Source organism: Variovorax robiniae (assembly GCF_037889955.1).
Lineage (GTDB): Bacteria > Pseudomonadota > Gammaproteobacteria > Burkholderiales > Burkholderiaceae_C > Variovorax > Variovorax robiniae.
In genome coordinates this window covers 21,091-45,445 of the sequence record NZ_JBBKZS010000020.1, presented here as the reverse complement: position 1 = coordinate 45,445, position 24,355 = coordinate 21,091, and the positions used below count along the sequence as shown (strand labels likewise).

The window sequence follows — 24,355 nt, the reverse complement described above, 5'->3', positions numbered from 1 at the left end:
CTCAGATGCGGTACATCGTGACGACCGCCGCACCGCCGATGCCGACGTTGTGCTGCAGCGCCACACGCGCCCCTTCGACCTGCCGCTGGTCCGCCGTGCCGCGCAACTGCGACACCAGTTCGTAGCACTGGGCCAGACCGGTGGCCCCGATGGGATGTCCCTTGGAGAGCAGCCCGCCCGAGGGGTTGACCACATAACGGCCGCCGTAGGTATTGTCGCCGTCGTCGATGAACTTCTGCGCGCCGCCCTCGGGGCACAGGCCCAGCGCTTCATAGGTCAGCAGCTCGTTCTGCGCGAAGCAGTCATGCAACTCGACGACGTTGACGTCCTCGGCACCGATGCCAGCCTGCTCGTACACGCGCCGGGCCGCCGCACGCGACATGCCGAATCCGGCAAGGTGGCGCATGTCGCCGGAGTTGAAAGTCTCCGGGCCGTCCGTGGCCAACGCCTGACCGGCGATCCACACGCGTGCGTCGAGGCCGTGCTTCTTCGCATAATCCTCGCTGCACAGCACCACGGCGGCCGCGCCGCAGGTGGGCGGGCAGGCCATCAGGCGCGTCATCACGCCGGGCCACATCACCTGGTCGGCCATCACGTCCTCGGTGCTGACCACTTTGCGGAACACCGCGAAGGGGTTGTTGGCCGCATGGCGGCTGGCCTTGGCGCGGATCTTCGCGAAGCTCTCCAGCGGCGTGCCGAAGCGCTTCATGTGCTCCTGCCCGGCCGCGCCGAAAAGACGCAGCGCGGGCGCCACGCCTTCGGGTACGACGCTGGCGCAGGCCTTCTGGAACAACTCCAGCGGCGCGGGCCGGTCGGTGTACATGTCGCCGAGCGCACCCGGATTCATCTGCTCGAATCCGAAGGCCAGCACCACCTCCGCCTCGCCACTGGCAATGGCCTGGCGCGCGAGATAGAGCGCCGACGAACCGCTCGCGCAATTGTTGTGCACGTTGATGACCGGAATGCCCGTCATGCCCACGTCGTACAGCACGCGCTGCCCGGCGGTGGAGTCGCCGAAGATGTAGCTGGCAAAGGCCTGCTGCACCGACTCGTAGCCCACGTGGGCGTCCGCCAGCGCGAGGCGCACGGCCTGCGCACCCATCACCGGGTAAGTATCGCTCTGGCCCGGCTTCTTGAAGGGGATCATGCCGATGCCGGCGACCACTACTTTGCTTGTCATTTGTTGCTCCTAAAGAATTCTTGAAATTTCACTGCGCGGACGCATCGAATCGGGGCGCACCGCCATATGCGGGCGCCTCGCGGGAGAGAAAGCGCTCCAGCGCATTGGCGTGGTAGTTGCTGCCGGCGAGGATCCCCTGCAGCGCGGCTTCCCATTGCGCGAGTCCGTACCTGTCGGACTCGAAAGCGCGGTTGAGGATGTTCTTGGCCAGCCCCAGCACGTGCGTGGGCGCGTCGTCAAAGCGCCGGGCGAAGGCGAGCGCAGTGTCGAGCAGGCGCTCGGGCGGCACCACTGCCTGGACCAGGCCCATCTGCAAGGCCTCTTCGGCGGGAATATCGCGCGCGCTGAAGGCGATCTCCTTGGCGCGTGCGAGGCCCACGAGGCGCGGCAGCACATGCAGCAGCGACAGGTCCGGCACGAAGCCCACTCGCGCGAAGCTGGCGGCGAACTTCGCACGCTCCGAGGCAATGACAAAGTCCGCGGCAAGCGCCAGCGAAAACCCCGCGCCCACTGCAAAGCCATCGACCGCGGAGATGACGGGCTTCTCCAGATCGGCCAGCTCCGCGAACCAGCGATGAGCATCGAGCAGCAGGTCCCGGACGGCGAAGGGCTTTTCGGCGCCCTCCCCGGCGTTCGACAGGTGCGCGCCGGAGCAGAAGCTGCCGCCCGCCCCCGTCAAGACCACCGACGCAACCGATGCATCCTGGCGCGCGGCGCGGATGGCCGCTGGCATGGCCGCGCGCAGTGAATCATCGAGCGCGTTCTTGTACTTGGGCCGATTCAGCGTGATGACGGCTGTCTTGCCCACTTTCTCGTAGATCAGGACCTCTTCGCACATGGGGCGGACATGTTCAGTAGACATGTCCGTCAGGTTAGCCATCGCCCCCGCGCAATTCCCCACCCTTTGAGGATGGGGGCTCCGTAAAGCCCCGCGCCTACAGAACTTCACGATAAAGCAGCACGGCGTCGTTGCGACTCAATTCGCGTGGATTGTTCACGAGCAACCGGGTCTGCTTCATCGCGTCGTCGGCGAGCATGGTGACGTCTTCTTCTGTGATGCCCACCTCGCGCAGCCGCGTCGGCAGGCCGAGTTCCCCGGCGAGCCCCCCCAGATAGTCGATCAACGCCCGTGCCTTGTCCGCCTGCGTGCCGATGACGCCGGGACACACGATCTCGCTCAGCTGCGCGTATTGCGGAGTCGCGGCCTCCAGGTTGAACCGGATCACCGGCGCGAGCACCAGCGAATTCGACAGGCCATGCGGCACGTGGAAGCGCGCACCCACCGGATAGGCCAGCGCATGCACCGCCGCGACAGGTGCATTGGCGAAGGCCATGCCCGCGAGGCAGGCGCCCAGCAGCATGTCTTCACGCGCCTGCACATCTTGGCCATCGCTGCATGCGCGATGCAAGGCGCCCGACAGTAAGCGCAGCGCTTCGCGCGCCAGGCAGTCCGACAACGGGTTCTTCAGGCGCTTGCTGGTGAAGGCCTCGATGGCATGCACCATCGCGTCGATGCCGGTGGCCGCCGTCACATGCGGGGGCAAGCCAAGCGTAAGTTCTGCATCGAGCAGCGCCAGGTCGGGCAGGAGGAGGGGTGACACCACACCCTTCTTCTCGCCCTCGCCAGTGGTGACAATGGAGATCGCGGTCACTTCGGACCCGGTTCCGGCGGTGGTCGGCACCAGCACGAGCGGCAGCCGGGGGCCTTTGGCCTGGTCGACGCCATAGACGTGCACCAGCGACTCACCGCTTCGCGCCAACAAGGCCGCGAGCTTGGCGACATCCATCGAGCTGCCACCGCCGAAGCCGACCACGCAGTCGGCCTCGCAATTGCGCGCGGCTGCGACGGCGGCGAGGATCACGTCCTCGGACGGGTCGGCCCGCACGTCGGAAAAGATGCTGGCGCGCAGGCCCAGTCTTGCGAAGCCCGTCAAGGCCTCGTCGAGCATGCCAGCAGCACTCAGCCCGCCGTCGGTCACAACGAGCGCGTTGCGCGCGCCCAAGGCCATGACGCTCTGGGCGAGTTGTGTTGCGCCGCCTCGAGCGACTTTGAGGGAACGAGTGGTGTTGAAGACGAAATCGTGCATGCGGCGCAGCTTAGGCGGCCTGTGCGCCTCGGCCTCCCCTCATTTAAGGGTGGGGCCAAACAGGGGCTTTTATGGTCTCCTTGCAGATCAAATCCGAAGCCGCGCTCCGCATGAACCCAGAACTCCTCCTCTCCCGCAGCGACCTCGACTTCCTTCTCTTCGACTGGCTCCAGGTCGACACACTGGCCCAGCGCCCCCGCTTCGCTGGGCAGGACCGCTTCGACTACGCGTCGGTGCTGGACACCTACGCCCGCATCGCCAGCGAGCGTTTCGCCACGCACAACAAGAAGAACGACAGCCAGGAGCCTCACTTCGACGGCGAGTCGGTGAGCGTCATCCCTGAAGTGGGCGTGGCCGTGCGCGCTTTCTCCGAGGCCGGGCTCATGTCCGCGGCCTTCCCCGAGGAATGGGGCGGCATGGGCCTGCCCACGGTGGTGGAGCGGGCCGGCATGGCCTGGATCATGGCGGCCAACGTCGCGACCGCGGGCTATGCCTTCCTGACCATCGGCAATGCCAACCTGCTCATGGCGCACGGCCAGCCGGAGCAGGTGGCGAAGTACGTGCCTGCGATGGCGCAAGGTCGCTTCTTCGGCACGATGTGCCTGTCGGAGCCTCAGGCCGGTTCCAGCCTGGCCGACATCCGCACCAAGGCCGTGCCGCAGTCCGATGGCCGCTACCGCCTGTTCGGCAACAAGATGTGGATCTCGGGCGGCGACCATGAGGTGTCCGAGAACATCGTGCATCTGGTGCTGGCCAAGATCCCCGATGCGAACGGGCAGTTGCCGCCCGGCGTGCAGGGCATCTCGCTGTTCACCGTGCCGCGCCGGCTGGTGAACGAGGGTGGCAGTTCGGGCGAGCGCAATGACGTCGTGCTCGCCGGCGTGAACCACAAGATGGGCCAGCGCGGCCTGGTCAACTGTCTGCTCAATTTTGGCGAAGGCAAGTTCAGGCCTGAAGGCGAAGCCGGTGCGCTCGGCGAGATCGTCGGCGAGCCGGGCAAGGGCCTCGCGTACATGTTCCACATGATGAACGAGGCGCGCATCTCGGTCGGCCTGACCGCGGCCTCGCTGGCCTGCACCGGCTACCTGCATGCGCTCGACTATGCGAAGACACGCACCCAGGGCCGCACGCGCAGCCAGCGCGACCCGGCATCGCCGCCGGTGGCCCTCATCGAGCATGCCGACGTGCGGCGTATGCTGCTGGCGCAGAAGGCCTACGCCTCCGGTGCGCTGGCGCTGTGCCTGTATTCGGCACGGCTCAACGACGACGTGCATTCGCTGGAGGGCGAAGCGGCGCGCGACGACGCCCACCTGCTGCTCGAACTGCTGACACCCATCACCAAGAGCTGGACGGCGCAGTGGGGCCTGGCGGCCAACGACCTGGCGATCCAGGTGCATGGCGGCTACGGCTATACCCGCGAGTACAACGTCGAGCAGTTCTACCGCGACAACCGCCTCAACCCGATCCACGAAGGCACCTTCGGCATCCAGGCCATCGACCTGCTGGGGCGCAAGACACGGGTCCATCAAGGCCGTGCCATGCAGTTGCTTTCGGCGCGCATCGCGCCCACCGTCAATGCGGCGATGCACGTGTCCGCCCTGCAGCGGCACGCCGAAGCGCTCGAAGCGGCGTGGGTGAAGTTGTGGACGGTCACCCGACAGCTGCACGCGCTGGATGATGCCGAGGCGCAGCTCGCCAATGCCGGCCCGTACCTGGAAGCCTTCGGCCATGTCGTGGCCGCCTGGCTGTGGTTGGACCAGGCCATCGTCGCCACCCGGCTGCTTGCGGGCCCGGATGGCGGTGACTTCCATCGCGGCAAGCTCGCCGCCTGCGACTACTTCTTCCGCTGGGAGATGCCCAAGGTGGCCGCATGGCTGGCGGTGCTCGACCCGGTCGAGCGCACGCCACTGGACACGCCCGCCCATTGGCTGTAGGCGGCGCGCACCCGCTACGCGGCGTGCATAACGCGGCTGATGGCGCGGTCAGCTGAACTGGGCAATGCACTGGGCTCGAACGCGAGCACCCGCGCAGGAAGCGCCTGCAGCAAATTTGCGTTGGGCTCAAGCGCCTCGCCCTCGGCGCTGTCGAGCTGGCCATCGCAGTAGAAGTCCTGCGACGGGGACCATTCGCGGCGCTTCACACGAAGCTCTCGCAAGCATTGACGAAGGAGTGCCATTCCGGACCTCTCAAGGCGGTGTTCTGGGGTCGCGCGTTTTCAACACGCGTCATGAACGAAAGATAGCCACTGCTCAGAGATGTGGCCCCACCCTTTCGGAGCGGTTGTGCCCCTGCGCACCTACCCCCCTCTCTAATGGTGGGTAGTGGACAAGAGCGCTCGGGCTATCGTTCGGCAAATCCACTGCGTTTCGCAACTGGAGCAATCATGGAAAGGCTAGGAAAGAGATGAAGGCCCTGATAGCGGTCAAGCGCGTCGTGGACGCGAACGTCAAGGTGCAGGTGAAGTCCGATGGTTCCGGCGTCGACATCGCCAACGTCAAGATGAGCATGAACCCCTTCGACGAAATCGCCGTCGAAGAGGCCGTCCGTTTGAAGGAGAAGGGCATCGTGACCGAAGTCATCGCCGTCTCCTGCGGTGACGCCAAGTGCCAGGAAACCCTGCGCACCGCGATGGCCATCGGCGCCGACCGTGGCATCCTGGTCGAGACCTCCGAGGAACTGCAACCCCTGGCCGTGGCCAAGCTGCTCAAGGCCTTGGTCGAGAAGGAACAACCCCAACTCGTCATCCTCGGCAAGCAGGCCATTGATGACGATGCCAACCAGACCGGCCAGATGCTGGCTGCCTTGGCCGACCTGCCGCAAGCCACCTTCGCGTCGAAGGTCGAGCTGGCCGGCGACAAGCTCAACGTCACGCGTGAAGTCGACGGCGGCCTGGAAACCATCTCGCTCTCGCTGCCGGCCGTGGTCACCACAGACCTGCGCCTGAACGAACCGCGCTACGTCACGCTGCCCAACATCATGAAGGCCAAGAAGAAGCAGCTGGACACCTTCAAGCCCGAAGACCTCGGCGTCGATGTCAAGCCGCGCCTGAAGACCCTGAAGGTCAGCGAGCCGCCCAAGCGCGGTGCCGGCATCAAGGTGCCCGACGTGGCCACGCTGGTGGACAAGCTCAAGAACGAAGCCAAAGTGATCTGAAGAGGAAAGACAAGAACATGACCGCACTCGTCATTGCCGAACACGACCACGCCACCGTCAAGCCGGCGACCCTCAACACCGTGACCGCCGCAGTTGCCTGCGGTGGCGACGTCCACGTGCTCGTGGCCGGTGCCAATGCCGCGGAAGCCGGTGCCGCCGCCGCGAAGATCGCGGGCGTCTCCAAGGTCATCGTGGCCGACAGCCCGAGCCTGGCAGAGAACCTCGCCGAGAACGTCGCAGCCCAGGTGCTCGCGATCGCTGGCAACTACAGCCACATCCTGTTCCCCTCGACCGCCAACGGCAAGAACGTCGCACCGCGCGTGGCCGCCAAGCTGGATGTGGCACAAATCTCCGACATCACCAAGGTCGTGAGCGCCGACACTTTCGAGCGCCCGATCTATGCGGGCAACGCGATCGCCACGGTGCAGAGCGCCGATGCGACCAAGGTCATCACGGTGCGCACGACGGGCTTCGATGCCGCCGCTGCAACGGGTGGCAGCGCAGCGGTCGAGAACGCAGCCGGCGTCGCCGACAGCGGCAAGTCGACCTTCGTCGGCCGTGAAGTCACGAAGAGCGAGCGCCCCGAGCTGACCGCCGCCAAGATCATCGTCTCCGGTGGCCGCGCACTTGGCAGCGCCGAGAAGTTCCAGGAAGTCATGGCCCCGCTGGCCGACAAGCTCAACGCCGGCCTCGGTGCCAGCCGTGCAGCCGTCGACGCCGGCTACGCCCCGAACGACTGGCAAGTGGGCCAGACCGGCAAGATCGTCGCGCCGCAGCTCTACATCGCCGCGGGCATCTCGGGCGCGATCCAGCATCTGGCCGGCATGAAGGACTCCAAGGTGATCGTGGCGATCAACAAGGACGAAGAAGCCCCGATCTTCTCGGTGGCCGACTATGGCCTGGTGGCCGACCTGTTCACGGCCGTTCCAGAGCTCGCGGGCGCATTTTGAGCATCCAAGCAAAATTTCTGCTGCCGTGAACCGCTCGTCGTCTCAAGGACAAACCATCGCGACGAAGCCACTCGTCTAACTCTGCAGCTCTACAACGAGACGCGTGCAAGCTGGAAGTCCACTTTGCAAGGCGCTCAGAAAAAACCGCGGAGGGACCTTTGGGTTGCTGCTTCCGCCCGGTCGCGGCCCGGGCGAAGCCGGACCAGCTCACCCCGCCGGCAGTCCACGCCACTGGGTCATTTCGCCCGTATGGACCCGTGCCGCCGCTTTTCGACAGGACGACGACTGCCGCAAGTCGAACGCAAAAAGCCAATCAAAGAGTGGCAACGCGAGCCTCACAACGACGAGCAGAGGTGCCCACCGTCCACCGGCACACAGGCGCCGGTCATCCACGATCCGGCTTCGGTGGAAAGCAGCAGAAGAAGTCCGTCGAGTTCTTCGGCCTTGCCCAGCCTGCGCATCGGAATGCGGGAAATGAGTGCCTTGCCCTGTTCAGTCTCCCACATGCCGTCCGTCATCTCGGTGCCGATGTAGCCAGGCTCGATCGCGTTGACGCGGATGCCGAAGGGCGCCCATTCGAGTGCCAGGCTCTTGGTCATGTGCACGACCGCGGCCTTGGAGGTCGAATAGGGCGCGATGCCGGGCATCACGCGCTCGCCTTGGATCGACGCGATATTGACGATGGAGCCGCCGCGGCGTGCTTTCTTCCAACGCCTTGCGGCTTGCACGGAAACCAGCCAGACGCCGCGAACATTGGTCGCCATCAACGCGTCGAATTCGTCGATAGGCAGCGCCAACGCCGAGCCTGAGCCGGCGACGCCCGCGTTGTTGACGACCACGTCGAGCATGTCGCCCGACGCGTCGATCGCGGCAAATGCCGCTTCGATCGACTGCTCGGAGGCCACGTCCATCTCGACGACGGTGACTTGCGCTGCGCCGAGCTTCGCGAGGTCTTCGGCGAGCGCATCGAGCTTGGCCTTGCGACGGGCTGCGATCACGACCTTGGCCCCATTCCGGGCCGCCAGGCGCGAGAAGTTTTCTCCGAGCCCCGACGAGGCTCCCGTCACCAGCACCCGCTTGCCCGCAAGCATTGCACCCAGATCCATGTTCGCTTCCTTCTCAAGTCAATTTGAAGTCTTGGATCGTAGGCAGCCCCGTGTGTGCGCGCGCCCTCCCAATGGGATGGGGGCACACCTCACGGACAGCTGTGGGTACCCGAGAATGCGCGCCGGAACCCCGAAGCGCCGTTCATTGAAGGCCAGAGTGCACTAGATTGGACCGAAATGTTCAATGCTGCGCCCTTCCATCGAGCGATAGATCTCATCAGCAAACAGCCTCGTGAGCGCTTGTCGCGCCTCAAGATTCCTGCCGAGCATCAGCAGACAACTGGCCATCGTGGCGTTAAGCACGACGATCGCGTCGGGACTCTTGGATGTCGGCTTCCGATAGTCCCTCGCCACGTGGGCGCAAGGCTTCACCGCAGCCCCGCACACCGAACCGGGCAACTGCGAATATGGTTCTTGGCAACACCGTCCTGGGCCGAAGCTGCAATACCCGTTGGCCACAAATCGCCACATCTCGAGCAGTATTTCAACTCCGCGCGTACAGCGTCACCACGCCCGCGCCGCCGAGGCCGAGATTGTGCTGCAGCGCGAAGCGCGCACTTTCTACTTGGCGGGCGTCCGCCGTGCCACGCATCTGGTGCGTCAGCTCATAGCATTGGGCCAAGCCAGTGGCGCCTAGCGGATGCCCCTTGGAGAGCAGGCCCCCGGAGGGATTGATCACGACCTTTCCGCCATAGGTGTTGTCTCCGGCCTGGACGAACCGCTCGCCCTCACCCTCATCACAGAACCCAAGTCCTTCGCAGGTAATCAATTCGTTTTGCGCGAAGCAGTCGTGCAGTTCGCATACCTTGATATCGTCCGGCCCGACGCCCGCCTGCTCGTAGACATCTTGCGCAGCTCGACGCGTCATATCGGCACCGACGACGCGAATCATCGAAAGCGGCTCGTAAGAACCCGGCGCATCGGTGACCATCGACTGGGCGACGATGTGAACGTCTGTGCGCAGGTTGTGCTTCTTTGCGAAAGTCTCGGACACGATCAGCGCCGCGGCAGCACCACAGGTCGGAGGGCAGGCCATCAGGCGCGTCATGAGGCCGGGCCACATGGCCTGCTCGGCCATCACCTGCTCAGTGGTGACCAATTTGCGGAACAGGGCAAGCGGGTTCCTTGCCGCGTGCTGGCTCGCCTTCGCGCGGATTTTCGCGAAGGTTTCGAGCTTCGTGCCATAGCGCTGCATGTGCTCACGCCCCGCGGCGGTGAAAACGCGCAGCGCAAGAGGGAGTTCCGACAGGTCGTCGGCGAGTTGCTCGGTCACCTTTCTGGCCGTGCCCAGCGACGGTGGTCGGTCGTTCCAGATCGATGCGCCAGCATCGCTTGCGCCCGGTCGCATCTGCTCGAAGCCAAGTGCAAGCACGCATTCGGCCACGCCGTGTTGCACGGCCTGTCGTGCAAGGTACAAGGCAGAGGAGCCACTCGCGCAATTGTTGTTGACGTTGATGACCGGGATTCCGGTGATCCCGACTTCGTACAGGGCGGATTGCCCAGAGGTCGACGGCCCGTGAACGTAGCCGCAGTACGCAACCTGGATCTTGTTGTACTCAATGCCTGCGTCCTCGAGAGCGCGGCGCACGGCCGCGGAACCCATCTCGACATACGTCCCGCTTGCGCCGGGCTTCTGAAACGGGATCATGCCGACCCCGGCCACGTAGACCTTTTTGCTCATGCCATTTCCTTCCAATTGATAAACACGGATTTCGTCCTGCTCTTCATCTCTTGCTCATTTCTGTCGTCGTAGAGGCCAGAGGCATTCAGCGGAAGGCGCCGATGCCCACCAGTTCGCGGCCCTGGATCAAGGCCAGGATGCCGTTCATGCCGTCCGGCACCTGGAACATGCGCGCGTCGCGCCACATGCGCTCAATGCCCAGTTCCTGGCTGATGCCCATGCCCCCATGCACCTGCATCGCAAGCTGGATGGCGCGTTCGCAGGCCTGCGTCGCATAGCGCTTGGCCATGGCCGAGCTGCCGTTGGCGCGCACGCCGCGGTCGATCGCATCGAGTGCGCTGTAGCAGAGCAGGCGCGCGGTGACGATCAGCGTCTCGACATCGGCCAGGTCCTGCTGCACCAATTGGTGCGCCGCGATAAGCTTGCCGAACTGCTTGTGCGCCTTGGCATGCGCCAGCGCGAGGTCAAAGGCCTTCTGCGCCAGATGCACGCACATCAGCCCGAGGAGAGGACGGTTGCCGTTCCATGCCATCGTGAGCGTCTTGGCCGCATCGCCGGCCTCGCCGATCATGTGGCCGACCGGCACGCGCGTGCCTTCGAACACTACTTCGCTCAAGTGCCCTTGCTGAAGACCCATGACCGGCGTCTCGCGCACCTCGAACTCGCATTCGCTGCGGTCCATCAGCACGCGGCGCGCGATGGGACGGCCGTTGTCGTCGTTGCCCAGGGTGCAGGAGACGTTGATCACGTCGGCCACCGAGGCATTGGTGATCCACATCTTGCTGCCGGTTACGAAGGCATGTTCGCCGTCGACCTTGAGCCGCGTGCGCACCGCGCCGGAATCCGAGCCGGCACCTGCTTCGGTATTGGCCGTGCAGGCGATCTTGCGGCCGGCGATCAGGTCGGGCAGATAACGCTCGCGGATGTCCTTGGGGCAGCCCGCGTGGATGCGCGAGATGGTGCCTTCGTGCGAGATCAGCGAGAGCGCGACCACGGGAGGAAGCTGCTCGATCATCATCCCGTAGTCGAGCATCTTGAGCCCGCCGCCGCCGGCTTCCACCGGAACGCGCGGCGCGGTGATGCCGAGCTCGGCAAGCACGGCATAGATCTCGAGCATGGCCGACTTGGGCAGCGGCTTGTCGATGGGGTGCTGGCGCAGCACGGGCTCGATGCGCTCCTGCGACATGCGTCGCGCGGCTGCGACCATCATTTCCTGGTCTTCGCTCAGGGAGAAGTTCATGAGGTGTCTCTTGTGTTGTTGTCGCGGTGCAATCAGGCCCCGCGGAATTGCGGCGACCGCTTCTGCGCGAAGGCTTTGCGGCCCTCCATACGGTCCTCGCTGTCGCGCAGCAGGCCCCAGTGCAGGTTCGACTGCTCGACGAAATCGCGTGGCGCGAGGTGCGCGGTCTGCACTGCGAGGCGCTTGATGGTCTGCACGGCCAGCGGGCCGTTGGCTGCGATGCGTTGTGCGATGGCCATGGCGCTGTCCATGAGCGCGACGGCGGGCACCACGTCGCTCACGAGGCCGATGCGGGCTGCCTCCTGTGCATCGATGCGGTCGCCGGTCAGGGCGAGCTTCATCGCATGTGCTGCGGGAATCGCGCGCAGCAGGTACTGCACGCCGCCAACGGCGGGAATGCTTGCCACCTTCGCTTCAGGCAGCGCGAAGGAGGCGCTATCGGCCGCGATGCGCAAGTCGCATTGCAAGGCCAGCTCCAGGCCGCCACCAAGGCAATAGCCGTTGATGGCCGCGATCATCGGCTTCCAGAGCTCCAGATCGCTGAGGTCGATGAGCCGCGTGTAGCCGCCCATGCGTGCCTCGGCATCGCGACCGCGCAGGTTGCCCGTTGCGAATCCACTTGCGGGCGGCAGCGTGGCCTTGAGGTTGGCGCCGGTGCAGAAAGCCCGCTCGCCGGCGCCCGTGAGCACGATGACACGCACGGCATCATCGTCACGGCAATCGGCAAGGCGCTGCCGCAGCGCGAGCAGGTCATCGATGGCCAGCGCGTTGAGCGAATCGGGCGCATCGAGCGTGACGACGGCAACGTGGCCCTCCAAGCGGTACTGGATCGGCATGTCGTGTGCTCAGGCGCTGGGGCTGGACAAGGAGCGACCACCGCAGACGTAGATCGTCTGCCCGGTGATGTACGAGGCCTCCGGGCTCGCGAACATCAACATCGCATGGGCGATGTCCGCCGGTTGCCCGAGCCGCCCAACAGGGATCGTGCCCATGATCTTGCCGCGCTGCTCGGCGCTGAGCGGCGCGAGGATCGGCGTGTCGATGGCGCCCGGCGCGATGGCGTTGGCCGTGATGCCGTGCTTGGCCAGTTCGATCGCCATGGTGCGCGTCAGGCTCACGACACCCCCCTTGGCCGCCGAGTAGTTGGCCTGCCCGAAGCCGCCGAGCCAGGCGCGCGAAGAAATGTTGACGATACGGCCGTGCCCCTGCTCGATCATCCCGGGGATGACTTCGCGTGCGCAGAGGAACTGCGACTTGAGGTTCACGTCGATGACGAAGTCCCAGTCCTCCTCGCTCATCTTGACGATGCGCTTGTCGCGCGTGGCGCCCGCGTTGTTGACCAGCACGTCGGGCGTCTTCCATTGATGCGCGACGCGTGCCACCGCATCGCGGATCTGCGCGGCGGAGGTCACGTCCACCTTCAGGCCCATCAGGCGCTCGGCGTCCGCGCCGGCGCGCTCGATGACCGCGTTCATCTCGTCCTGGTTGAGGTCGAACATCGCGACTGCATAGCCCTGATCCAGCAGCGCGTGCGTCAGGCCGAGGCCGATGCCCTGGGCGCCGCCGGTGACGATGGCGACGCGCTTGTCGAAAGTTTTCTTTTCCATGGTGATTGACTTCAGGTTCCGAGGATGTGGACGGCTGATGCCGCGTGATCGACACCGGCGATGCCGCCGCCGGTGCACTGGGTGAGTGCGAGCGAAGCGCCCTGCACTTGCCGCTCGCCGGCGCGGCCTTCGAGATGCCACACGGCTTCGACCATCTGGGCGACGCCGCTGGCGCCGAGCGGATGGCCCTTGGCGAGCAGGCCGCCGCTGGGGTTGACGGTGACGCGGCCGCCGAAGGTGGTGCCGCCACTCTTGAGCAATTCGTGCGCCTCGCCACGTTCGCACAGGCCGAGCGCGTCGTAGTAGATGAGTTCGGCAATAGAGAAGGCGTCGTGCAGTTCGATGACGTCGAGGTCCGCGGGTTTCATCCCCGCCTGCTCGTAGGCCTTGCGGGCCGCACGCGCGGTGATCTCGGCGGCGAGGATGTCGTCGCAACCGGTTTCGAGGCGGCCGGACTGGATGCTCGATGCGAGCACGCGCACGGGCCTGGCACGCTGCGTCGGCTTGCGCGTCGTGAGCACCAGCGCCGCTGCGCCATCCACTGCGGACGGGCAGCATTGCAACAAGGTGAGCGGATCGAACACCATGCGCGAGTTCATCACCTCGTCGATCGAGACTTCGGTGCGTGTCTGCGCATAGGGGTTGAGTGCACCATGGCGGCGGTTCTTCACCGTGACCTCGCCCAACACATCGGCGTCGACGCCGAACTCGTGCAGGTAACGCGTCGCCCGCATCGCATACACCGCCGGCAAGGTCAAACCGGCACGCGCATAGAGCTCGGTCATGTAGTCGTTGCGCTGCAGCGGGATCGTGCCACCGCCCAGTGCCGTGAGCTTCTCCACGCCGAAGACGACCACCGTGTCGTAGACGCCGGCCGCCAGCGCGTGACAGGCCAGGTGCACGCCAGTGGCACTGCTCGCGCAGGCGTTCTCCACGTTGTAGATCGGCAGGCCCGGCAGATCCAGGTCGCGCAGCAGCACTTGCCCCAGCGCCATGCCGCCGAACACATTGCAGGCGTAGAAGGCCTGCGCGTCGGGCAGTTCCAACCCTGCATCGGCAACCGCTTCGCAGACGGCCGTCTGGGTCAGGTCCTGCATCGAGGCCTCGTGGCGGCCGAAAGGAGTCATCGCCACGCCGGCGATGTAGATCGGTGTCTTCATGCTTGAGCTTCCTCATGGACGGGACGGAAGGCGTAGATCGGACCCGCCTCGTTGGGCTCGATGCACACGCGCATCGGTTCGCCAATCACGGGGCGGCGGCCGCCGGGCATGTCGAGGCGGCCGAATACACGCACACCTTCGGGAAAGTCCACCTGGCCCAGCGGCTGCGGCGCCTTGTTGGCCTTGGGGCTGGAATGGACGACGGTGTAGCTGTACAGGCTCGGCGTGCCGATGAGTTCGACCAACTCGCTGCGCGCGGCCAGCGGCGAGGTGGCCGGCATGGGCGGGAAGTGCAAGGTCTCGCGGCCGGCAACGCGGCTGGCCAGCAGCACGACCTTGCCGTCGCGTTCGCGCCAGGGTTGCTGGGAAGCCGTGGTTGCCACTGCGCCTTGGGTGATGTTCATGGAATTCCTTTGACTAGGGTGGCGCGTTGTCCCGCCGTCGTGGTCAACGATCTGGCGAGAGGAAAACGGTCACGTCAGGGGGGCATGCCAGGAGAAGCTTCGCGCGCACCGATGGGCACGGCGAACGAAAGATCGGCAACTCGTCGCTTCGAGACCGAGCCGGACCAGACCAGGCCCACCGCAGATCCTGCGGCGGCCATGTCGGGAATCAAGTCGCGCTCCGGATGTCGTGAGACAGCGCGAACCTGAGCCAGGCAATATCTGAGAAGCGCCACAGTGGACTTCGCTAGGTTATCGGCGCGAGCGCGAGTTCGCCATCAGCCATAGCGCCCGCCGGTGACGAACAGCGTCGTTCCGGTGATGTATCGCGCGCGTTCCGATGCCATGAACGCGACGGCACCGGCGATGTCGCTGGGCTGGCCCGCAAACGGCACCTGATTCTTGGCCTGAGCGTTCTGACGGATCGTGTCGATATTCGGCAGGCCCAGGATGTACTCGGTCTCGATATATCCCGGCGCGATGGCATTGACGGTCACGCCGTTCTTCGCCTGCTCCGCCGAAAGAGCACACGTGAATCCCACAAGGCCAGCCTTCGCGCTGGAATAGTTGGTCTGGCCGGGGTTGCCGAAAAGAGCGCGCGAGGCGATGTTGACGATGCGGCCCCACTTGTTCTCGTGCATATAGGGCAGCGCGGCCCGGCAGCAGTGGAATGCGCCCTTGAGGGTGACATCGATGACCAGATCCCAGTCGGCTTCGTCCATCTTGAGAAGCGAACGGTCCTTGACCAACCCGGCGTTGTTCACCAACACGTCGATGCGACCAAACGCTTCACGGCCTGCGGCCACCATGGCGCGCACCTGCTCTTCGTCGCGCACGTCGCACCGAACGCCGATAGCGCGGCCACCGGTCGCCTCGATCGCGCGCGCCGTTTCCACCGCCCCTTCATTGTCGAGATCGGTGATCACGACAGCCATGCCTTCGGCAGCCAACAAGCGTGCCGTTTCTGCGCCGATGCCCCGCGCTGAGCCTGTGACGATCGCCGCACGGTCCTTCAATCCAAGATCCATGATTCACTCCTGCTCTTTCAGTTAAGTTGATTCGTTTTCAGCCAGCAACGAGTCGCGTGCGTCGCCCAGCGCCCGCAGAAGGCGGTCGTGATGGGTGGCGATCCGTTGTGATGGGCCGGCAAGCGAAATGGCCACCGGTTGTCCGGCGAGCCACCCGGAGACGGCCAGCGCGGAGACATGTTCGGCACCTTCGCCTTTCGCCTCGTACCAGCCTTGGCGGCGCCCATGCTCGACCTGCTCGATCAGTTGCCTCGTGTTCGTGACCGTGTTCGAGGTCAATGGCTGTAGGTTGAGCCGCTGGACTTCGGCCGCCAACTCTTCACTCGAAAGCAGGCCCAGCAAGGCCTTCCCTAGCGCAGAGCCGTGCAGCGTGATGCGCTCGCCGATCTGGACGATGAAGCGCAACGGCAGGCGACTGGATTGCGTCGCCACCACCTTGGCTCCCGATTGATCCAGAACACCGAAGAATGCCGTCTCGTTGGTCATCTCGGCGAGCTGATCGACCGCTTCCTGCGCCACAGCTCGCAGAGGGTCGCTGTCTCCAATCTGGCGCGCCATTTCATACCAGCGCCCGCTCGGATAGAAGCGCAGCGTGCGCGGCGTACGCATCAGATAGCCTAGCGAGTGCAGCGTGTGCAGCAGGTCCAGGCAACTGCTGTCGGCCAGGTTCAGCAGGCGCGCCAACTCCTTGTTGGACAGTGCACGCTTCTCGCGTGCAAAGGCTTCGAATGCCGCCATCGCTCGACTGACGGCGGGAATTAAGGAAGGCATCTGGAAAATCTCTTAAGCGGTTGGTCGATTCAGCAACTCGTAGTAGCATACAGCTGCTCGCATTCGAATTCAACCTATCAAAGCTGAAAAGGAGCCGAAATGATTGATAGAAACTTGATAGGGCAATCCCTGGGGACCCGAACGCTTGCGGTCGAGGAAGGTCGACTGCGCTTCTTCGCCAAGGTCATCGGCGAAATGAATCCGATCTACACGGACGCCGCAGCCGCTCATCAAGCTGGCCATCGCGCAGTACCGGTCCCACCGACCTTCCTGTTCTGCCTGGAAAGCGACGCGTTCGACTCGGTGGGGACGGCCAAGCTCACGAAGCTCGACCCGGCGCGCATTCTTCATGGCGAGCAACAGTTCGAATACCACGCCATGGCGTACGCAGGCGACACCTTGACTTTCGACGTGAAAGTCGCGGACATCTATGAGAAGAAGGGGGGCGTGCTGGAGTTCCTGGTCAAGGAGACGCGCGTCACCGACCAAGGCGGCAAGCACATCGCGGACCTGCGCGCAATCGTCGTTCAACGCAACGCCTGAGGAAGCACCCAAATGACAGCACCATCTTTCGACGCCGTCCAGGTGGGCGACACCCTGCCCGTACTGACGCTGCCTGCAATTTCGCGCAAGACTCTCGCGTTGTATGCAGGTGCATCCGCCGATCATCATCCCCTGCACATCGATCTCGACTACGCGCGAGACGCCGGCATGAAGGACGTCTTTGCACACGGGATGCTTTCCGCGGCCTACGTGGGGAGGCTTCTGACTAGCTGGGTGCCGCAGGAGTGCATTCGTAGCCTGTCGATGCGATTCAGCGGCATCACGCAGCTGTACGACGTCCCGACCACCAGCGGCCGCGTTATCGAGAAGTTCGAGCAGGACGGCGAGAAGCGCGCCAAGCTCGCATTGAAATGCACCAACCAGCACGGCGAAGAGAAGATCGTGGGCGAAGCGGTCGTGGCGCTTGCCTGAAGGTCAAGGAACTCTGAATCATGAACATACTGTCTGGTGTCAAAATCGTGGAGATCGCCGGTATTGGCCCGGGTCCTTTCTGCGCGATGCATCTGGCCGACTTGGGTGCGGAGGTCATCACGGTGCAGCGTCCCGATGGACGAGCCGGCTCCCTGGGCCCGGAGACTTGCATCAATCGTGGCAAGCGCGCCATTGCGCTGGACCTGAAGTCCGAGGAAGGCCGCGAAGCGGTGCTGCGTCTGGTCGACGGTGCGGATGCCCTGATCGAGGGGATGCGCCCGGGCGTCATCGAGCGGCTTGGCCTTGGGCCGCAGGCGTGTCGAGCGCGAAATCCGCGTCTTGTGTTCGGTCGTATGACTGGCTGGGGGCAATCCGGACCCCTGGCGCAAATGGCCGCACATGACGCGAACTACATCTCGCTGTCGGGAGCGCTTTGGAACGCGAGCCCCGCAGGACAGGCGCCAGTCACGCCGTTCTCTGTCGTGGGAGACATTGCCGGCGGAGCGTTGTATCTCGCCATCGGCATTCTGAGCGGCATCCTGAACGCTCGCAGCACGGGCGTGGGCTGCGTGGTGGATGCCTCGGTGGTGGACGGGTCGGCGCATTCTCTCCATCTGCTGCTCGCGGCCAAGGCCAGGGGCCTGATCAGCGAAAAGCGCGGCAGGAGCATCCACGATGCCTCGCCTTTCTACGCGACCTACCGATGCGCCGACGGCGGCTACCTCACGGCCGGAGCGATCGAGCCGCAGTTCTACCGGGTGATGCTCGCGAAGCTCGATCTGGCGAACGATCCGGACTTCGAACGGCAATGGGACCGCGACCGGTGGCCTGAATTGAAGGAACGGTTGCAGGCCGTCTTCGCGACCCGCACGCGCGACGAGTGGGAAAAGGTGTTCGAGGGAAGCGATGCATGCATCGCGCCGGTACTGAGCCCGGAAGAGGCAGCGCGCCATCCGCACAACGTGGCGCGAGAAACGTACTTCGAACGCGAGGGTTTCCTCCAAGCCGTTCCATCGCCGCGCTTTGATGACCGTGTCTGCGTGCCCGGGCCGATCCCGCGACACGGTCAGCACACGGACGAAATCCTAGCGAAGCTTCACGGTGACGAGCCGGAATCGGCATGGAAAAGCCGCGTCTAAGAAGTAACAGAGCCTCGCCCCAGGCTCTCGTTCCGGCCGAGATGCGCGATTCGTGCGCTACCTGAGTGCGGACAACCCAAGTTCAGCCTGTGCCATCAGCATCCCCAGGATCTGGTTGGTGCCTTCGCCGATACTCAAGTGACGCGCGTCGCGGTAGTAGCGCTCGACCGGGAAGAGCGTGGTGTAGCCCGCACCGCCATGAACTTGCAGGGACAGTTCTGAGACGCGCAGCGCTGCATCGCTCGCGTATCGCTTCGCCATTGCGCACAGTATCTGATTGCCGGGAAGGTCGCGGTCAAGCGCGTCGGCAGCTCGATAGCACAGTAGCCGCGAAGTTTCGACATGCGTCATCATTTCCGCGACCATTTGCTGTACGAGTTGGAACGAGCCGATCGGGCGGCCGAACTGTACACGGTCCTTCGCGAAACGGATCGCGGCTTCGAGCGCCACCTCTGCGATCCCCAGCGACGCAAAGCCGACGATGCTGCGACCGATGTTCAAATACTTCTTCGCGATCGAGAAGCCTCCGCCGATTCTTCCGACCAAGTTCTCTGCAGGCACCTCGACGTCATCAAACAGGAGTTCACCCAGCGAGCAACTGTGCATGCCCATCTTGCCGAGTGGTGTGCAGGAGAAGCCCGGCATCCCGCTCTCGAACACCAGGCAGGAGACGCCGCGCGTCCCATCGGCCAATGGCGTGTTGACGAACACGATGCCGAGATCGCACACCGGACCGTTGGTGATGTACAACTTGCGGCCGTTGATGCGCCAGCCGGAGGACGTGCGCTCGGCGCGCGTCTGGACGTTGGCCGCATCGGAGCCGATGTTTGGTTCACTCAGCGCGAAGCAGGCGATGGTTTCTCCGCGCAGGATACGCGGCAGGTACTTTTCGCGCAGGACGGGACTACCGCTGCCGGCAAGCACCGAGGCCGTCAGGTTGCTGACGCTCAGCGTCCCTCGCAAAGATGGCCAGACCCGGGCGACTTCGGTGATGAGCATGCCGTAAGTCGTCATCGAAAGTCCGAAGCCACCGTCGGCTTCCGGCAGCAGCCCACCGATCAGGCCGAAATCGCGCATGGCTGCGACGACCGGTCGCGGCACGGGTGTCTTGTCCGATTCGTGGCTGTGCACGATGGGCGCCACTTCTGCTTCCAGATAGCGTCGCAACGAATCCTTGAGCGCGATCTGTGTGGCATCAAGCAAAAAATCCATCTCACATTTCCTCGATGTTCACCTGTCAATTTCGAAGCCCTTTGCAGAGACCACCCTTTTCCATTTCGCGTAGTCGGATTGCAGGAGGGTCGACACCGCGGTGGCGCCACCTCGCAACGAGACCATGTGCATCCGTTTGAGGAAGGCCTGCGTGTCCTGTTCGTCCGAGATTTCGTCCACTGCCACTTCGAGCAGTTTGAGGACTTCTGGTGGAGTCTTCGCGGGTGCCATCAGGAAAAAGCTGCCGGTGGTCTCGAAGCCCGGAAGGCCCGATTCGGCGATGGTGGGGACGTTGGGCAGTTCAGCGCTGCGTGAACTGCTGCTGATCGCGATGGGCCGAAACTTTCCGGCCTCGATGAAGGTTGCAGCCCCGGCGATGTTGTCGAACATCACATCGATTTCTCCGGCCATCAAGGCCTGTTCGGCCGGAGCTGCGCCGCGATATGGAACATGCGTCATCTCGACGCCCGCCATCTGCTTGAACAGCTCGCCAGTCATGTGCATTGACGACGTGACGCCCGCAGACCCGAAGGTCACGTGTGTCTGTTTGGCCTTGCGAATGACGTCCGCAACGGTACGAATGGGAGACTTCTCTGGCACGACCAGCACGTTCGGCGCGGCGGCCAGAAGCGCGATGGGCGCCAGATCGCGTTGCCAATCGTAGCTGCTCTCGCCGAGCGCAGCGTCAACGGCGATGCCGGTGGTGCCCAGCACGATTGTGTAGCCATTGGCCGGTGCATGTGCCGTCGCGTATACCGCGATCGCTCCGCCCTTGCCTGGCTTGTTGTCGACCAGAAAGGGTTGCCCCAGCTTTTCCCCGAGGCGCTTCGCGTAGTGGCGTGCCAACAGGTCGGTCCCCCCTCCTGCGGCGAATCCGACGTTGATCTTGACCGGGTTGACAGGGAAGGAAGTTAACTTCCCTTGCGCATAGCTTGCGCCACCGACAAGTAGGGCCAAGGTTAACGCGAAAAGTCTCTTCATAGTTGCCACCGTCTATTTAAATCGGATGCCCGCACTGCGAGTACTCGCATTTGCGTGCGTCCCATTGTATTTCGTTGGTCGGTGACTCGCAACTTAATGCGACATGGCGCGCGTTGGTCGCTTCGTTTGGATGCTGAGTGGTTGGTGCTGCTAAAGAGGAAGTACGAGCACTCCCCATGCTCGATCCCAGGTCTGTCTCGCTTCGCACGGCCTCGCAACATCTTGTTCGTGGGCAGCCTCCAGCGAGCGAACAGACTGCCAGGCTTGTCGAGACACTGCGCATCGAGGCCGAACGCTGAGCTGTTCGACGGCAATGCGCTCATGGGCAACGGCGGCCGGTACGCGTCGTCTATCGCCGAGGTGCTGCCGATGTACATCGACCTCGCGGCTTTTCGCCGATGATAGTTCGGGCTGCGCGCCTGCGCGGTCAGAGTTGTTGCGCGCGTCGTCATCACGTCCTGCGACTTCGCCGAAGTGCTGGCGGCACTGCGGGACCTTGAGAGCTAGTCGGTCGGGCGCCTCGAGCGTCCGCATTCATAAAGCTGCTTGGAGAACGCGAATTTGCCGTCGAAGCCTTGCAAAGGACCACATGCGTCGTGAGAGCGCTTGTTTAAACCGTTCCCGGGCTCGCGGGTTTCGATGAACCGTCGTGCGGCCATGCGAAGAGCTGCTTTTCCTTTGCAAGAAAGCGCTTGAGTGCTGCGAGGTGGTAGTCGCTGCTCATCGAGATGCCTTGTCCATCGGCCTCCAGCATCAGCATCGTCGAAAGGTCGCTGGTAGGCGATGCATTGAGCGCGCGCTTGGAAAGGCTGAGCGCAAGTGCCGAGGCGTGCGTGAAACTGCGCGCGATGTCCATGGCGCGGGCTAGCACGTCATCTGGGGCATGCGTCTCCATGACAATGCCCAGGCGCTGCGCCTCGGCAGCCCGCACCTCCCGACATGAAAAAACCAGCTCCTTGGCCTTTTGCACTCCCACCACACGCGGCAGCGAATAGAGGACTCCGAAGTCCGGAACCAGCCCGAGGCGGCCGAAGGAGAGGCAAAAGCGCGCGTCGTGGGCGGCTAGTACGATGTCAGCGGTGAGTGCGATACCGAAGCCTGCACCGTAGGCGACACCCTGCACCGCGGCGATGACGGGCCGGTCGAATTGCAGGAGGTTGCTGACCAGGCCGCTGATGTCGACGAGCCGCTGACGGCGCGACTCGGCAGATGCCTCCCCAAGTCTTGCGCTGTCGTTCAGGGAACCGAGATCGCCACCTGAGCAGAAGTTGCCTCCCGCGCCCGTGACGACCAGCGCGCGCAGGCTGCGATCGAGACGGAGTTCGCCGATCAGGTGCGCCAGTTCCCGGCGCATGACCATGCAGATGGCGTTCTTGACGCGCGGACGGTCCAACGTGATGACGCCCACACCGTCCTGGGCGTCGTACTTGATCGTTTCGTACATATGCTGCGAGATGCCTATTGACTGAAAGTCGGTGGGGTCGTTGAAAGAATCAGCGCGTCGAGCGCATATGCGCCCTCGCCTTTTGGGCCGACCCAGACCGGGTTGAACTCGGCTTCCTCAATCTCGGTGTGCTCCATTGCGAACGACGAGATCCGGACTAGTAGTGCTTCCAGCGCCTCAATGTCCGCGGCGGGGCGGTTGCGGAACTCATTGAGCCACGCGGCATGGCGAAGTTCGCCGAGCATCTGCTTCGCGTCGCCCTCGGAGATAGGCAGCATCCGATGCGAGACGTCCTTGAGCAACTCAACGAAGATGCCCCCCAATCCGACCGTGATCACGCGCCCGAATACCTCATCAGTATGGATGCCGACGAGCATCTCGCGACCGCGCTCGTCGAACATCTTCTCCACTAGCACGCCGTCGATGCGGGCTTCCGGACGCAGGATGCCGACCGTGCCGACGATGTCTCTGAAGGTCGAAGTCGCTTGCTGCGTGGACAAAATGCTCAGACGAACGCCGTTGACTTCCGTCTTGTGAAGAATCTGCTCGCTCGCCACCTTCATGACGACGGGGAAACCTAACTTCTCCGCGGCGTCGGCGGCTTCCTCGGGCGTTTTGGCGAGGATGCCCTCGGGCACTGGTATGCCCGCACGGCTAAGCATCTGCTTGGCGGCGGCTTCGCCGCTGGCAAACAGTCTGTCGGCGGCGCAGTCTTGTGATGGATCGGTCGCTCCCTCCCTTTCGACGGACGCCGCGACTGGGTCACCGGACCCGACCGCCTTGCGCAGTGCGGACAGCGCGCTGGAAAGTGAAGTGAACGGCCCAAGGCCGCGCTGCTCCATCAACTCGAAGCCCGGCCCCAGCCGGCGGCTCATCCACACGGGGAGAATCGGCTTCGCAATTTCCAGTGCCACATCGGCGACGACCTGCGACAGCGAATCAGTGATCGCCGCATAGTCGGCCGGAATCGGGATCACGATCGCACCCACGCCCGGATCATCTGCGATGGCCCTCAGACAGGCCGACGTCGAATCCGGGTTTTTCAACGCGTCTGCGGTCACATCCACTGGATTGCTCGTGGACGCGAAGTGCGGCAGACAGGCCCTTAGCCGGGAGACGGTGTCGGGTGCCAGATTCGCCAGCTGCAACCCTTGCAGCCCCGTATGATCGGCAGCCATCGCTCCAGCACCTCCGGAAAAAGTGATGACCGCGACCGCAGACGATGTTGGGCGCGCGGGGCTCGCAATGAGGCGAGTCACGGCGACGAGTTCGTCGATATCGTCAACCTCGATCGCGCCGAACTGCCGGAACACGGCACGGTTGACGTGCGCGGCGCCAGCGATGGATCCGGTGTGCGAGGCCGCCGCCTTGGCCCCGTACTCGCTGCGCCCCACCTTCAGTATCACCACTGGCTTACCGCGTTCGCGCGCGAGTTCGAGGGCGGCCGCCAGGCGTTTGCCATGCTTGATCCCCTCCAGCACGACTGTGATCACATCGATGTCCGGATCGTTCGCCATGTGCGCGATGAATTCCGCGGAGCCCAGATCTATTTCGTTGCCGCCCGACAGCCAGAGTCCTACCCCCACGGCACCGAAGGCAAGGCCCTGCAAGACATTGCGGCCCGCACCGCCGCCCTGTGTGACCAGGCCGACGCGGCCGCAGTGGATGTCGGTCTTATAGGCTGGCGAGAAGGTCATCCCGACGCGGTCGCGGATGTTCGTGAGACCGGGACAGTTAGGCCCATAGACGCGCAGCCCGGCTGTTGCGCACAGCGCGCGGATCTCTGCACCCAGCGCCTGCCCTTCGGGTCCTGCCTCATCGAAGCCGGAGGACATCACGATAGCAAAAGGAATGTTTCGGTTGGCGCATTCGCGCAGGATCCCGGGAACCAGCGCGGCCCTCACCAAGACAAGCGCCACGTCAATCGCCACCGGGGGAATGGAGGAAACCGACGGCCAGCAGCGCTGTTTTTCTTCGCCCGTCATCTTTGGGTTGACAACAAAGACTTCGCCGCCCAGGTTGGATGCTGCCAGGTTGTTGAGAAGCCTGGCGCCCTCGCTGTTGGGCTTCTGCGACCCGCCAACAACAACAAGGTTGCGAGGCTGCACGAGTTTCGACAGATCAGGGAAAACGGTCATGTCTCGCTTTCATTATTTGGAACTGCCATTGTACAATGGCTCGCATCGCTATGCGCCCGT

23 protein-coding genes are annotated in these 24,355 nt (G+C 64.1%); 6 read left to right on the top strand and 17 right to left on the bottom strand.

The annotated features are described in order from the left end of the window. Position 1: 1 nt before the first annotated feature. The 3 genes from WKW79_RS29800 to WKW79_RS29790 form a co-directional block, all read right to left on the bottom strand. Positions 2 to 1,180 carry a lipid-transfer protein gene (locus WKW79_RS29800; RefSeq protein ID WP_340338854.1) on the bottom strand — a complete coding sequence of 393 codons (1,179 nt, stop codon included), beginning with the start codon at positions 1,178 to 1,180 and terminating at the stop codon, positions 2 to 4. Between the two features lie 28 nt (positions 1,181 to 1,208). Then, on the bottom strand, positions 1,209 to 2,018 hold the full coding sequence (locus WKW79_RS29795) for an enoyl-CoA hydratase/isomerase family protein (RefSeq protein WP_422823982.1): 810 nt from the start codon (positions 2,016 to 2,018) through the stop codon (positions 1,209 to 1,211). A gap of 97 nt (positions 2,019 to 2,115) precedes the next feature. Further along, positions 2,116 to 3,267 (bottom strand): iron-containing alcohol dehydrogenase, encoded by a 1,152-nt coding sequence (locus tag WKW79_RS29790; protein ID WP_340338852.1) that lies wholly within the window; start codon positions 3,265 to 3,267, stop codon positions 2,116 to 2,118. A 110-nt stretch (positions 3,268 to 3,377) separates the two neighbouring features. On the opposite strand from WKW79_RS29790, the gene WKW79_RS29785 reads away from it, so the two are divergent. Then, on the top strand, positions 3,378 to 5,201 hold the full coding sequence (locus WKW79_RS29785; RefSeq protein ID WP_340338851.1) for an acyl-CoA dehydrogenase: 1,824 nt from the start codon (positions 3,378 to 3,380) through the stop codon (positions 5,199 to 5,201). A gap of 14 nt (positions 5,202 to 5,215) precedes the next feature. Here WKW79_RS29785 and WKW79_RS29780 read toward each other — a convergent pair whose 3' ends face one another. Then, a complete protein-coding gene (locus tag WKW79_RS29780; RefSeq protein ID WP_340338850.1) occupies positions 5,216 to 5,443 on the bottom strand; it encodes a hypothetical protein in 228 nt (75 codons plus the stop codon). Between the two features lie 227 nt (positions 5,444 to 5,670). Between WKW79_RS29780 and WKW79_RS29775 the strand changes: the two genes are divergently transcribed. Beyond that, complete coding sequence (locus WKW79_RS29775) at positions 5,671 to 6,420, top strand: electron transfer flavoprotein subunit beta/FixA family protein (RefSeq protein ID WP_340338849.1); 750 nt, start codon at positions 5,671 to 5,673, stop codon at positions 6,418 to 6,420. Positions 6,421 to 6,437: 17 nt separating this feature from the next. Continuing rightward, positions 6,438 to 7,370 carry an electron transfer flavoprotein subunit alpha/FixB family protein gene (locus tag WKW79_RS29770; protein ID WP_340338848.1) on the top strand — a complete coding sequence of 311 codons (933 nt, stop codon included), beginning with the start codon at positions 6,438 to 6,440 and terminating at the stop codon, positions 7,368 to 7,370. Between the two features lie 335 nt (positions 7,371 to 7,705). On the opposite strand, the gene WKW79_RS29765 is transcribed toward WKW79_RS29770, so the two are convergent. The 9 genes from WKW79_RS29765 to WKW79_RS29725 form a co-directional block, all read right to left on the bottom strand. Next, a complete protein-coding gene (locus tag WKW79_RS29765) occupies positions 7,706 to 8,476 on the bottom strand; it encodes an SDR family NAD(P)-dependent oxidoreductase (RefSeq protein ID WP_340338847.1) in 771 nt (256 codons plus the stop codon). Between the two features lie 484 nt (positions 8,477 to 8,960). Beyond that, positions 8,961 to 10,157 carry a lipid-transfer protein gene (locus WKW79_RS29760; protein ID WP_340338846.1) on the bottom strand — a complete coding sequence of 399 codons (1,197 nt, stop codon included), beginning with the start codon at positions 10,155 to 10,157 and terminating at the stop codon, positions 8,961 to 8,963. An 85-nt stretch (positions 10,158 to 10,242) separates the two neighbouring features. After that, a complete protein-coding gene (locus WKW79_RS29755) occupies positions 10,243 to 11,397 on the bottom strand; it encodes an acyl-CoA dehydrogenase family protein (RefSeq protein ID WP_340338845.1) in 1,155 nt (384 codons plus the stop codon). Between the two features lie 32 nt (positions 11,398 to 11,429). Next, on the bottom strand, positions 11,430 to 12,233 hold the full coding sequence (locus tag WKW79_RS29750) for an enoyl-CoA hydratase/isomerase family protein (RefSeq protein ID WP_340338844.1): 804 nt from the start codon (positions 12,231 to 12,233) through the stop codon (positions 11,430 to 11,432). Positions 12,234 to 12,242: 9 nt separating this feature from the next. Next, positions 12,243 to 13,004: an SDR family oxidoreductase gene (locus WKW79_RS29745; protein ID WP_340338843.1), complete on the bottom strand. Its 762-nt coding sequence runs from the start codon at positions 13,002 to 13,004 to the stop codon at positions 12,243 to 12,245. Positions 13,005 to 13,015: 11 nt separating this feature from the next. After that, entirely contained in the window at positions 13,016 to 14,164 is a 1,149-nt protein-coding gene (locus WKW79_RS29740) for a thiolase family protein (protein WP_340338842.1), read from the bottom strand. Then, the gene (locus WKW79_RS29735) at positions 14,161 to 14,568 is read right to left on the bottom strand and encodes a Zn-ribbon domain-containing OB-fold protein (protein ID WP_340338841.1); all 408 of its coding nucleotides are present in this window, start codon (positions 14,566 to 14,568) and stop codon (positions 14,161 to 14,163) included. Before WKW79_RS29735 ends, WKW79_RS29740 begins: the two co-directional genes overlap by 4 nt. Positions 14,569 to 14,885: 317 nt before the next feature. After that, positions 14,886 to 15,635, bottom strand: coding sequence for an SDR family NAD(P)-dependent oxidoreductase (locus WKW79_RS29730; protein WP_340338840.1), 750 nt, complete (start codon positions 15,633 to 15,635; stop codon positions 14,886 to 14,888). A gap of 21 nt (positions 15,636 to 15,656) precedes the next feature. Then, positions 15,657 to 16,406, bottom strand: coding sequence for an IclR family transcriptional regulator (locus WKW79_RS29725; RefSeq protein WP_340338839.1), 750 nt, complete (start codon positions 16,404 to 16,406; stop codon positions 15,657 to 15,659). 99 nt (positions 16,407 to 16,505) lie between these two features. Between WKW79_RS29725 and WKW79_RS29720 the strand changes: the two genes are divergently transcribed. The 3 genes from WKW79_RS29720 to WKW79_RS29710 are packed head-to-tail and all read left to right on the top strand — an operon-like array spanning position 16,506 to position 18,520. After that, positions 16,506 to 16,949, top strand: a complete 444-nt coding sequence (locus WKW79_RS29720; RefSeq protein WP_340338838.1) for a MaoC family dehydratase N-terminal domain-containing protein — start codon at positions 16,506 to 16,508, stop codon at positions 16,947 to 16,949. Positions 16,950 to 16,961: 12 nt separating this feature from the next. Beyond that, positions 16,962 to 17,381, top strand: coding sequence for a MaoC/PaaZ C-terminal domain-containing protein (locus tag WKW79_RS29715; RefSeq protein WP_340338837.1), 420 nt, complete (start codon positions 16,962 to 16,964; stop codon positions 17,379 to 17,381). A 20-nt stretch (positions 17,382 to 17,401) separates the two neighbouring features. Next, on the top strand, positions 17,402 to 18,520 hold the full coding sequence (locus tag WKW79_RS29710; protein WP_340338836.1) for a CaiB/BaiF CoA transferase family protein: 1,119 nt from the start codon (positions 17,402 to 17,404) through the stop codon (positions 18,518 to 18,520). A gap of 57 nt (positions 18,521 to 18,577) precedes the next feature. Here WKW79_RS29710 and WKW79_RS29705 read toward each other — a convergent pair whose 3' ends face one another. The 4 genes from WKW79_RS29705 to WKW79_RS29690 all read right to left on the bottom strand — a co-directional run bounded on the left by WKW79_RS29705 (position 18,578) and on the right by WKW79_RS29690 (position 24,295). Beyond that, positions 18,578 to 19,732 carry an acyl-CoA dehydrogenase family protein gene (locus WKW79_RS29705; protein ID WP_340338835.1) on the bottom strand — a complete coding sequence of 385 codons (1,155 nt, stop codon included), beginning with the start codon at positions 19,730 to 19,732 and terminating at the stop codon, positions 18,578 to 18,580. Between the two features lie 18 nt (positions 19,733 to 19,750). Continuing rightward, positions 19,751 to 20,713, bottom strand: a complete 963-nt coding sequence (locus WKW79_RS29700; RefSeq protein ID WP_340338834.1) for a tripartite tricarboxylate transporter substrate-binding protein — start codon at positions 20,711 to 20,713, stop codon at positions 19,751 to 19,753. 610 nt (positions 20,714 to 21,323) lie between these two features. After that, positions 21,324 to 22,157 (bottom strand): enoyl-CoA hydratase/isomerase family protein, encoded by an 834-nt coding sequence (locus WKW79_RS29695; protein WP_340338833.1) that lies wholly within the window; start codon positions 22,155 to 22,157, stop codon positions 21,324 to 21,326. 14 nt (positions 22,158 to 22,171) lie between these two features. Next, positions 22,172 to 24,295, bottom strand: a complete 2,124-nt coding sequence (locus WKW79_RS29690; protein ID WP_340338832.1) for an acetate--CoA ligase family protein — start codon at positions 24,293 to 24,295, stop codon at positions 22,172 to 22,174. Between the last annotated feature and the right edge of the window lie 60 nt (positions 24,296 to 24,355).

Bases quoted from the DNA above. Each gene is read 5' to 3' on its own strand.
- WKW79_RS29715 (WP_340338837.1), top strand. From the start codon at position 16,962: ATGACAGCACCATCTTTCGACGCCGTCCAGGTGGGCGACACCCTGCCC.
- WKW79_RS29690 (WP_340338832.1), bottom strand. From the start codon at position 24,295: ATGACCGTTTTCCCTGATCTGTCGAAACTCGTGCAGCCTCGCAACCTT.
- WKW79_RS29740 (WP_340338842.1), bottom strand. From the start codon at position 14,164: ATGAAGACACCGATCTACATCGCCGGCGTGGCGATGACTCCTTTCGGC.
- WKW79_RS29760 (WP_340338846.1), bottom strand. From the start codon at position 10,157: ATGAGCAAAAAGGTCTACGTGGCCGGGGTCGGCATGATCCCGTTTCAG.
- WKW79_RS29745 (WP_340338843.1), bottom strand. From the start codon at position 13,004: ATGGAAAAGAAAACTTTCGACAAGCGCGTCGCCATCGTCACCGGCGGC.
- WKW79_RS29765 (WP_340338847.1), bottom strand. From the start codon at position 8,476: ATGGATCTGGGTGCAATGCTTGCGGGCAAGCGGGTGCTGGTGACGGGA.
- WKW79_RS29710 (WP_340338836.1), top strand. From the start codon at position 17,402: ATGAACATACTGTCTGGTGTCAAAATCGTGGAGATCGCCGGTATTGGC.
- WKW79_RS29750 (WP_340338844.1), bottom strand. From the start codon at position 12,233: ATGCCGATCCAGTACCGCTTGGAGGGCCACGTTGCCGTCGTCACGCTC.
- WKW79_RS29795 (WP_422823982.1), bottom strand. From the start codon at position 2,018: ATGTGCGAAGAGGTCCTGATCTACGAGAAAGTGGGCAAGACAGCCGTC.
- WKW79_RS29695 (WP_340338833.1), bottom strand. From the start codon at position 22,157: ATGTACGAAACGATCAAGTACGACGCCCAGGACGGTGTGGGCGTCATC.
- WKW79_RS29700 (WP_340338834.1), bottom strand. From the start codon at position 20,713: ATGAAGAGACTTTTCGCGTTAACCTTGGCCCTACTTGTCGGTGGCGCA.
- WKW79_RS29755 (WP_340338845.1), bottom strand. From the start codon at position 11,397: ATGAACTTCTCCCTGAGCGAAGACCAGGAAATGATGGTCGCAGCCGCG.
- WKW79_RS29705 (WP_340338835.1), bottom strand. From the start codon at position 19,732: ATGGATTTTTTGCTTGATGCCACACAGATCGCGCTCAAGGATTCGTTG.
- WKW79_RS29735 (WP_340338841.1), bottom strand. From the start codon at position 14,568: ATGAACATCACCCAAGGCGCAGTGGCAACCACGGCTTCCCAGCAACCC.
- WKW79_RS29775 (WP_340338849.1), top strand. From the start codon at position 5,671: ATGAAGGCCCTGATAGCGGTCAAGCGCGTCGTGGACGCGAACGTCAAG.
- WKW79_RS29780 (WP_340338850.1), bottom strand. From the start codon at position 5,443: ATGGCACTCCTTCGTCAATGCTTGCGAGAGCTTCGTGTGAAGCGCCGC.
- WKW79_RS29800 (WP_340338854.1), bottom strand. From the start codon at position 1,180: ATGACAAGCAAAGTAGTGGTCGCCGGCATCGGCATGATCCCCTTCAAG.
- WKW79_RS29770 (WP_340338848.1), top strand. From the start codon at position 6,438: ATGACCGCACTCGTCATTGCCGAACACGACCACGCCACCGTCAAGCCG.
- WKW79_RS29790 (WP_340338852.1), bottom strand. From the start codon at position 3,267: ATGCACGATTTCGTCTTCAACACCACTCGTTCCCTCAAAGTCGCTCGA.
- WKW79_RS29720 (WP_340338838.1), top strand. From the start codon at position 16,506: ATGATTGATAGAAACTTGATAGGGCAATCCCTGGGGACCCGAACGCTT.
- WKW79_RS29785 (WP_340338851.1), top strand. From the start codon at position 3,378: ATGAACCCAGAACTCCTCCTCTCCCGCAGCGACCTCGACTTCCTTCTC.
- WKW79_RS29725 (WP_340338839.1), bottom strand. From the start codon at position 16,406: ATGCCTTCCTTAATTCCCGCCGTCAGTCGAGCGATGGCGGCATTCGAA.
- WKW79_RS29730 (WP_340338840.1), bottom strand. From the start codon at position 15,635: ATGGATCTTGGATTGAAGGACCGTGCGGCGATCGTCACAGGCTCAGCG.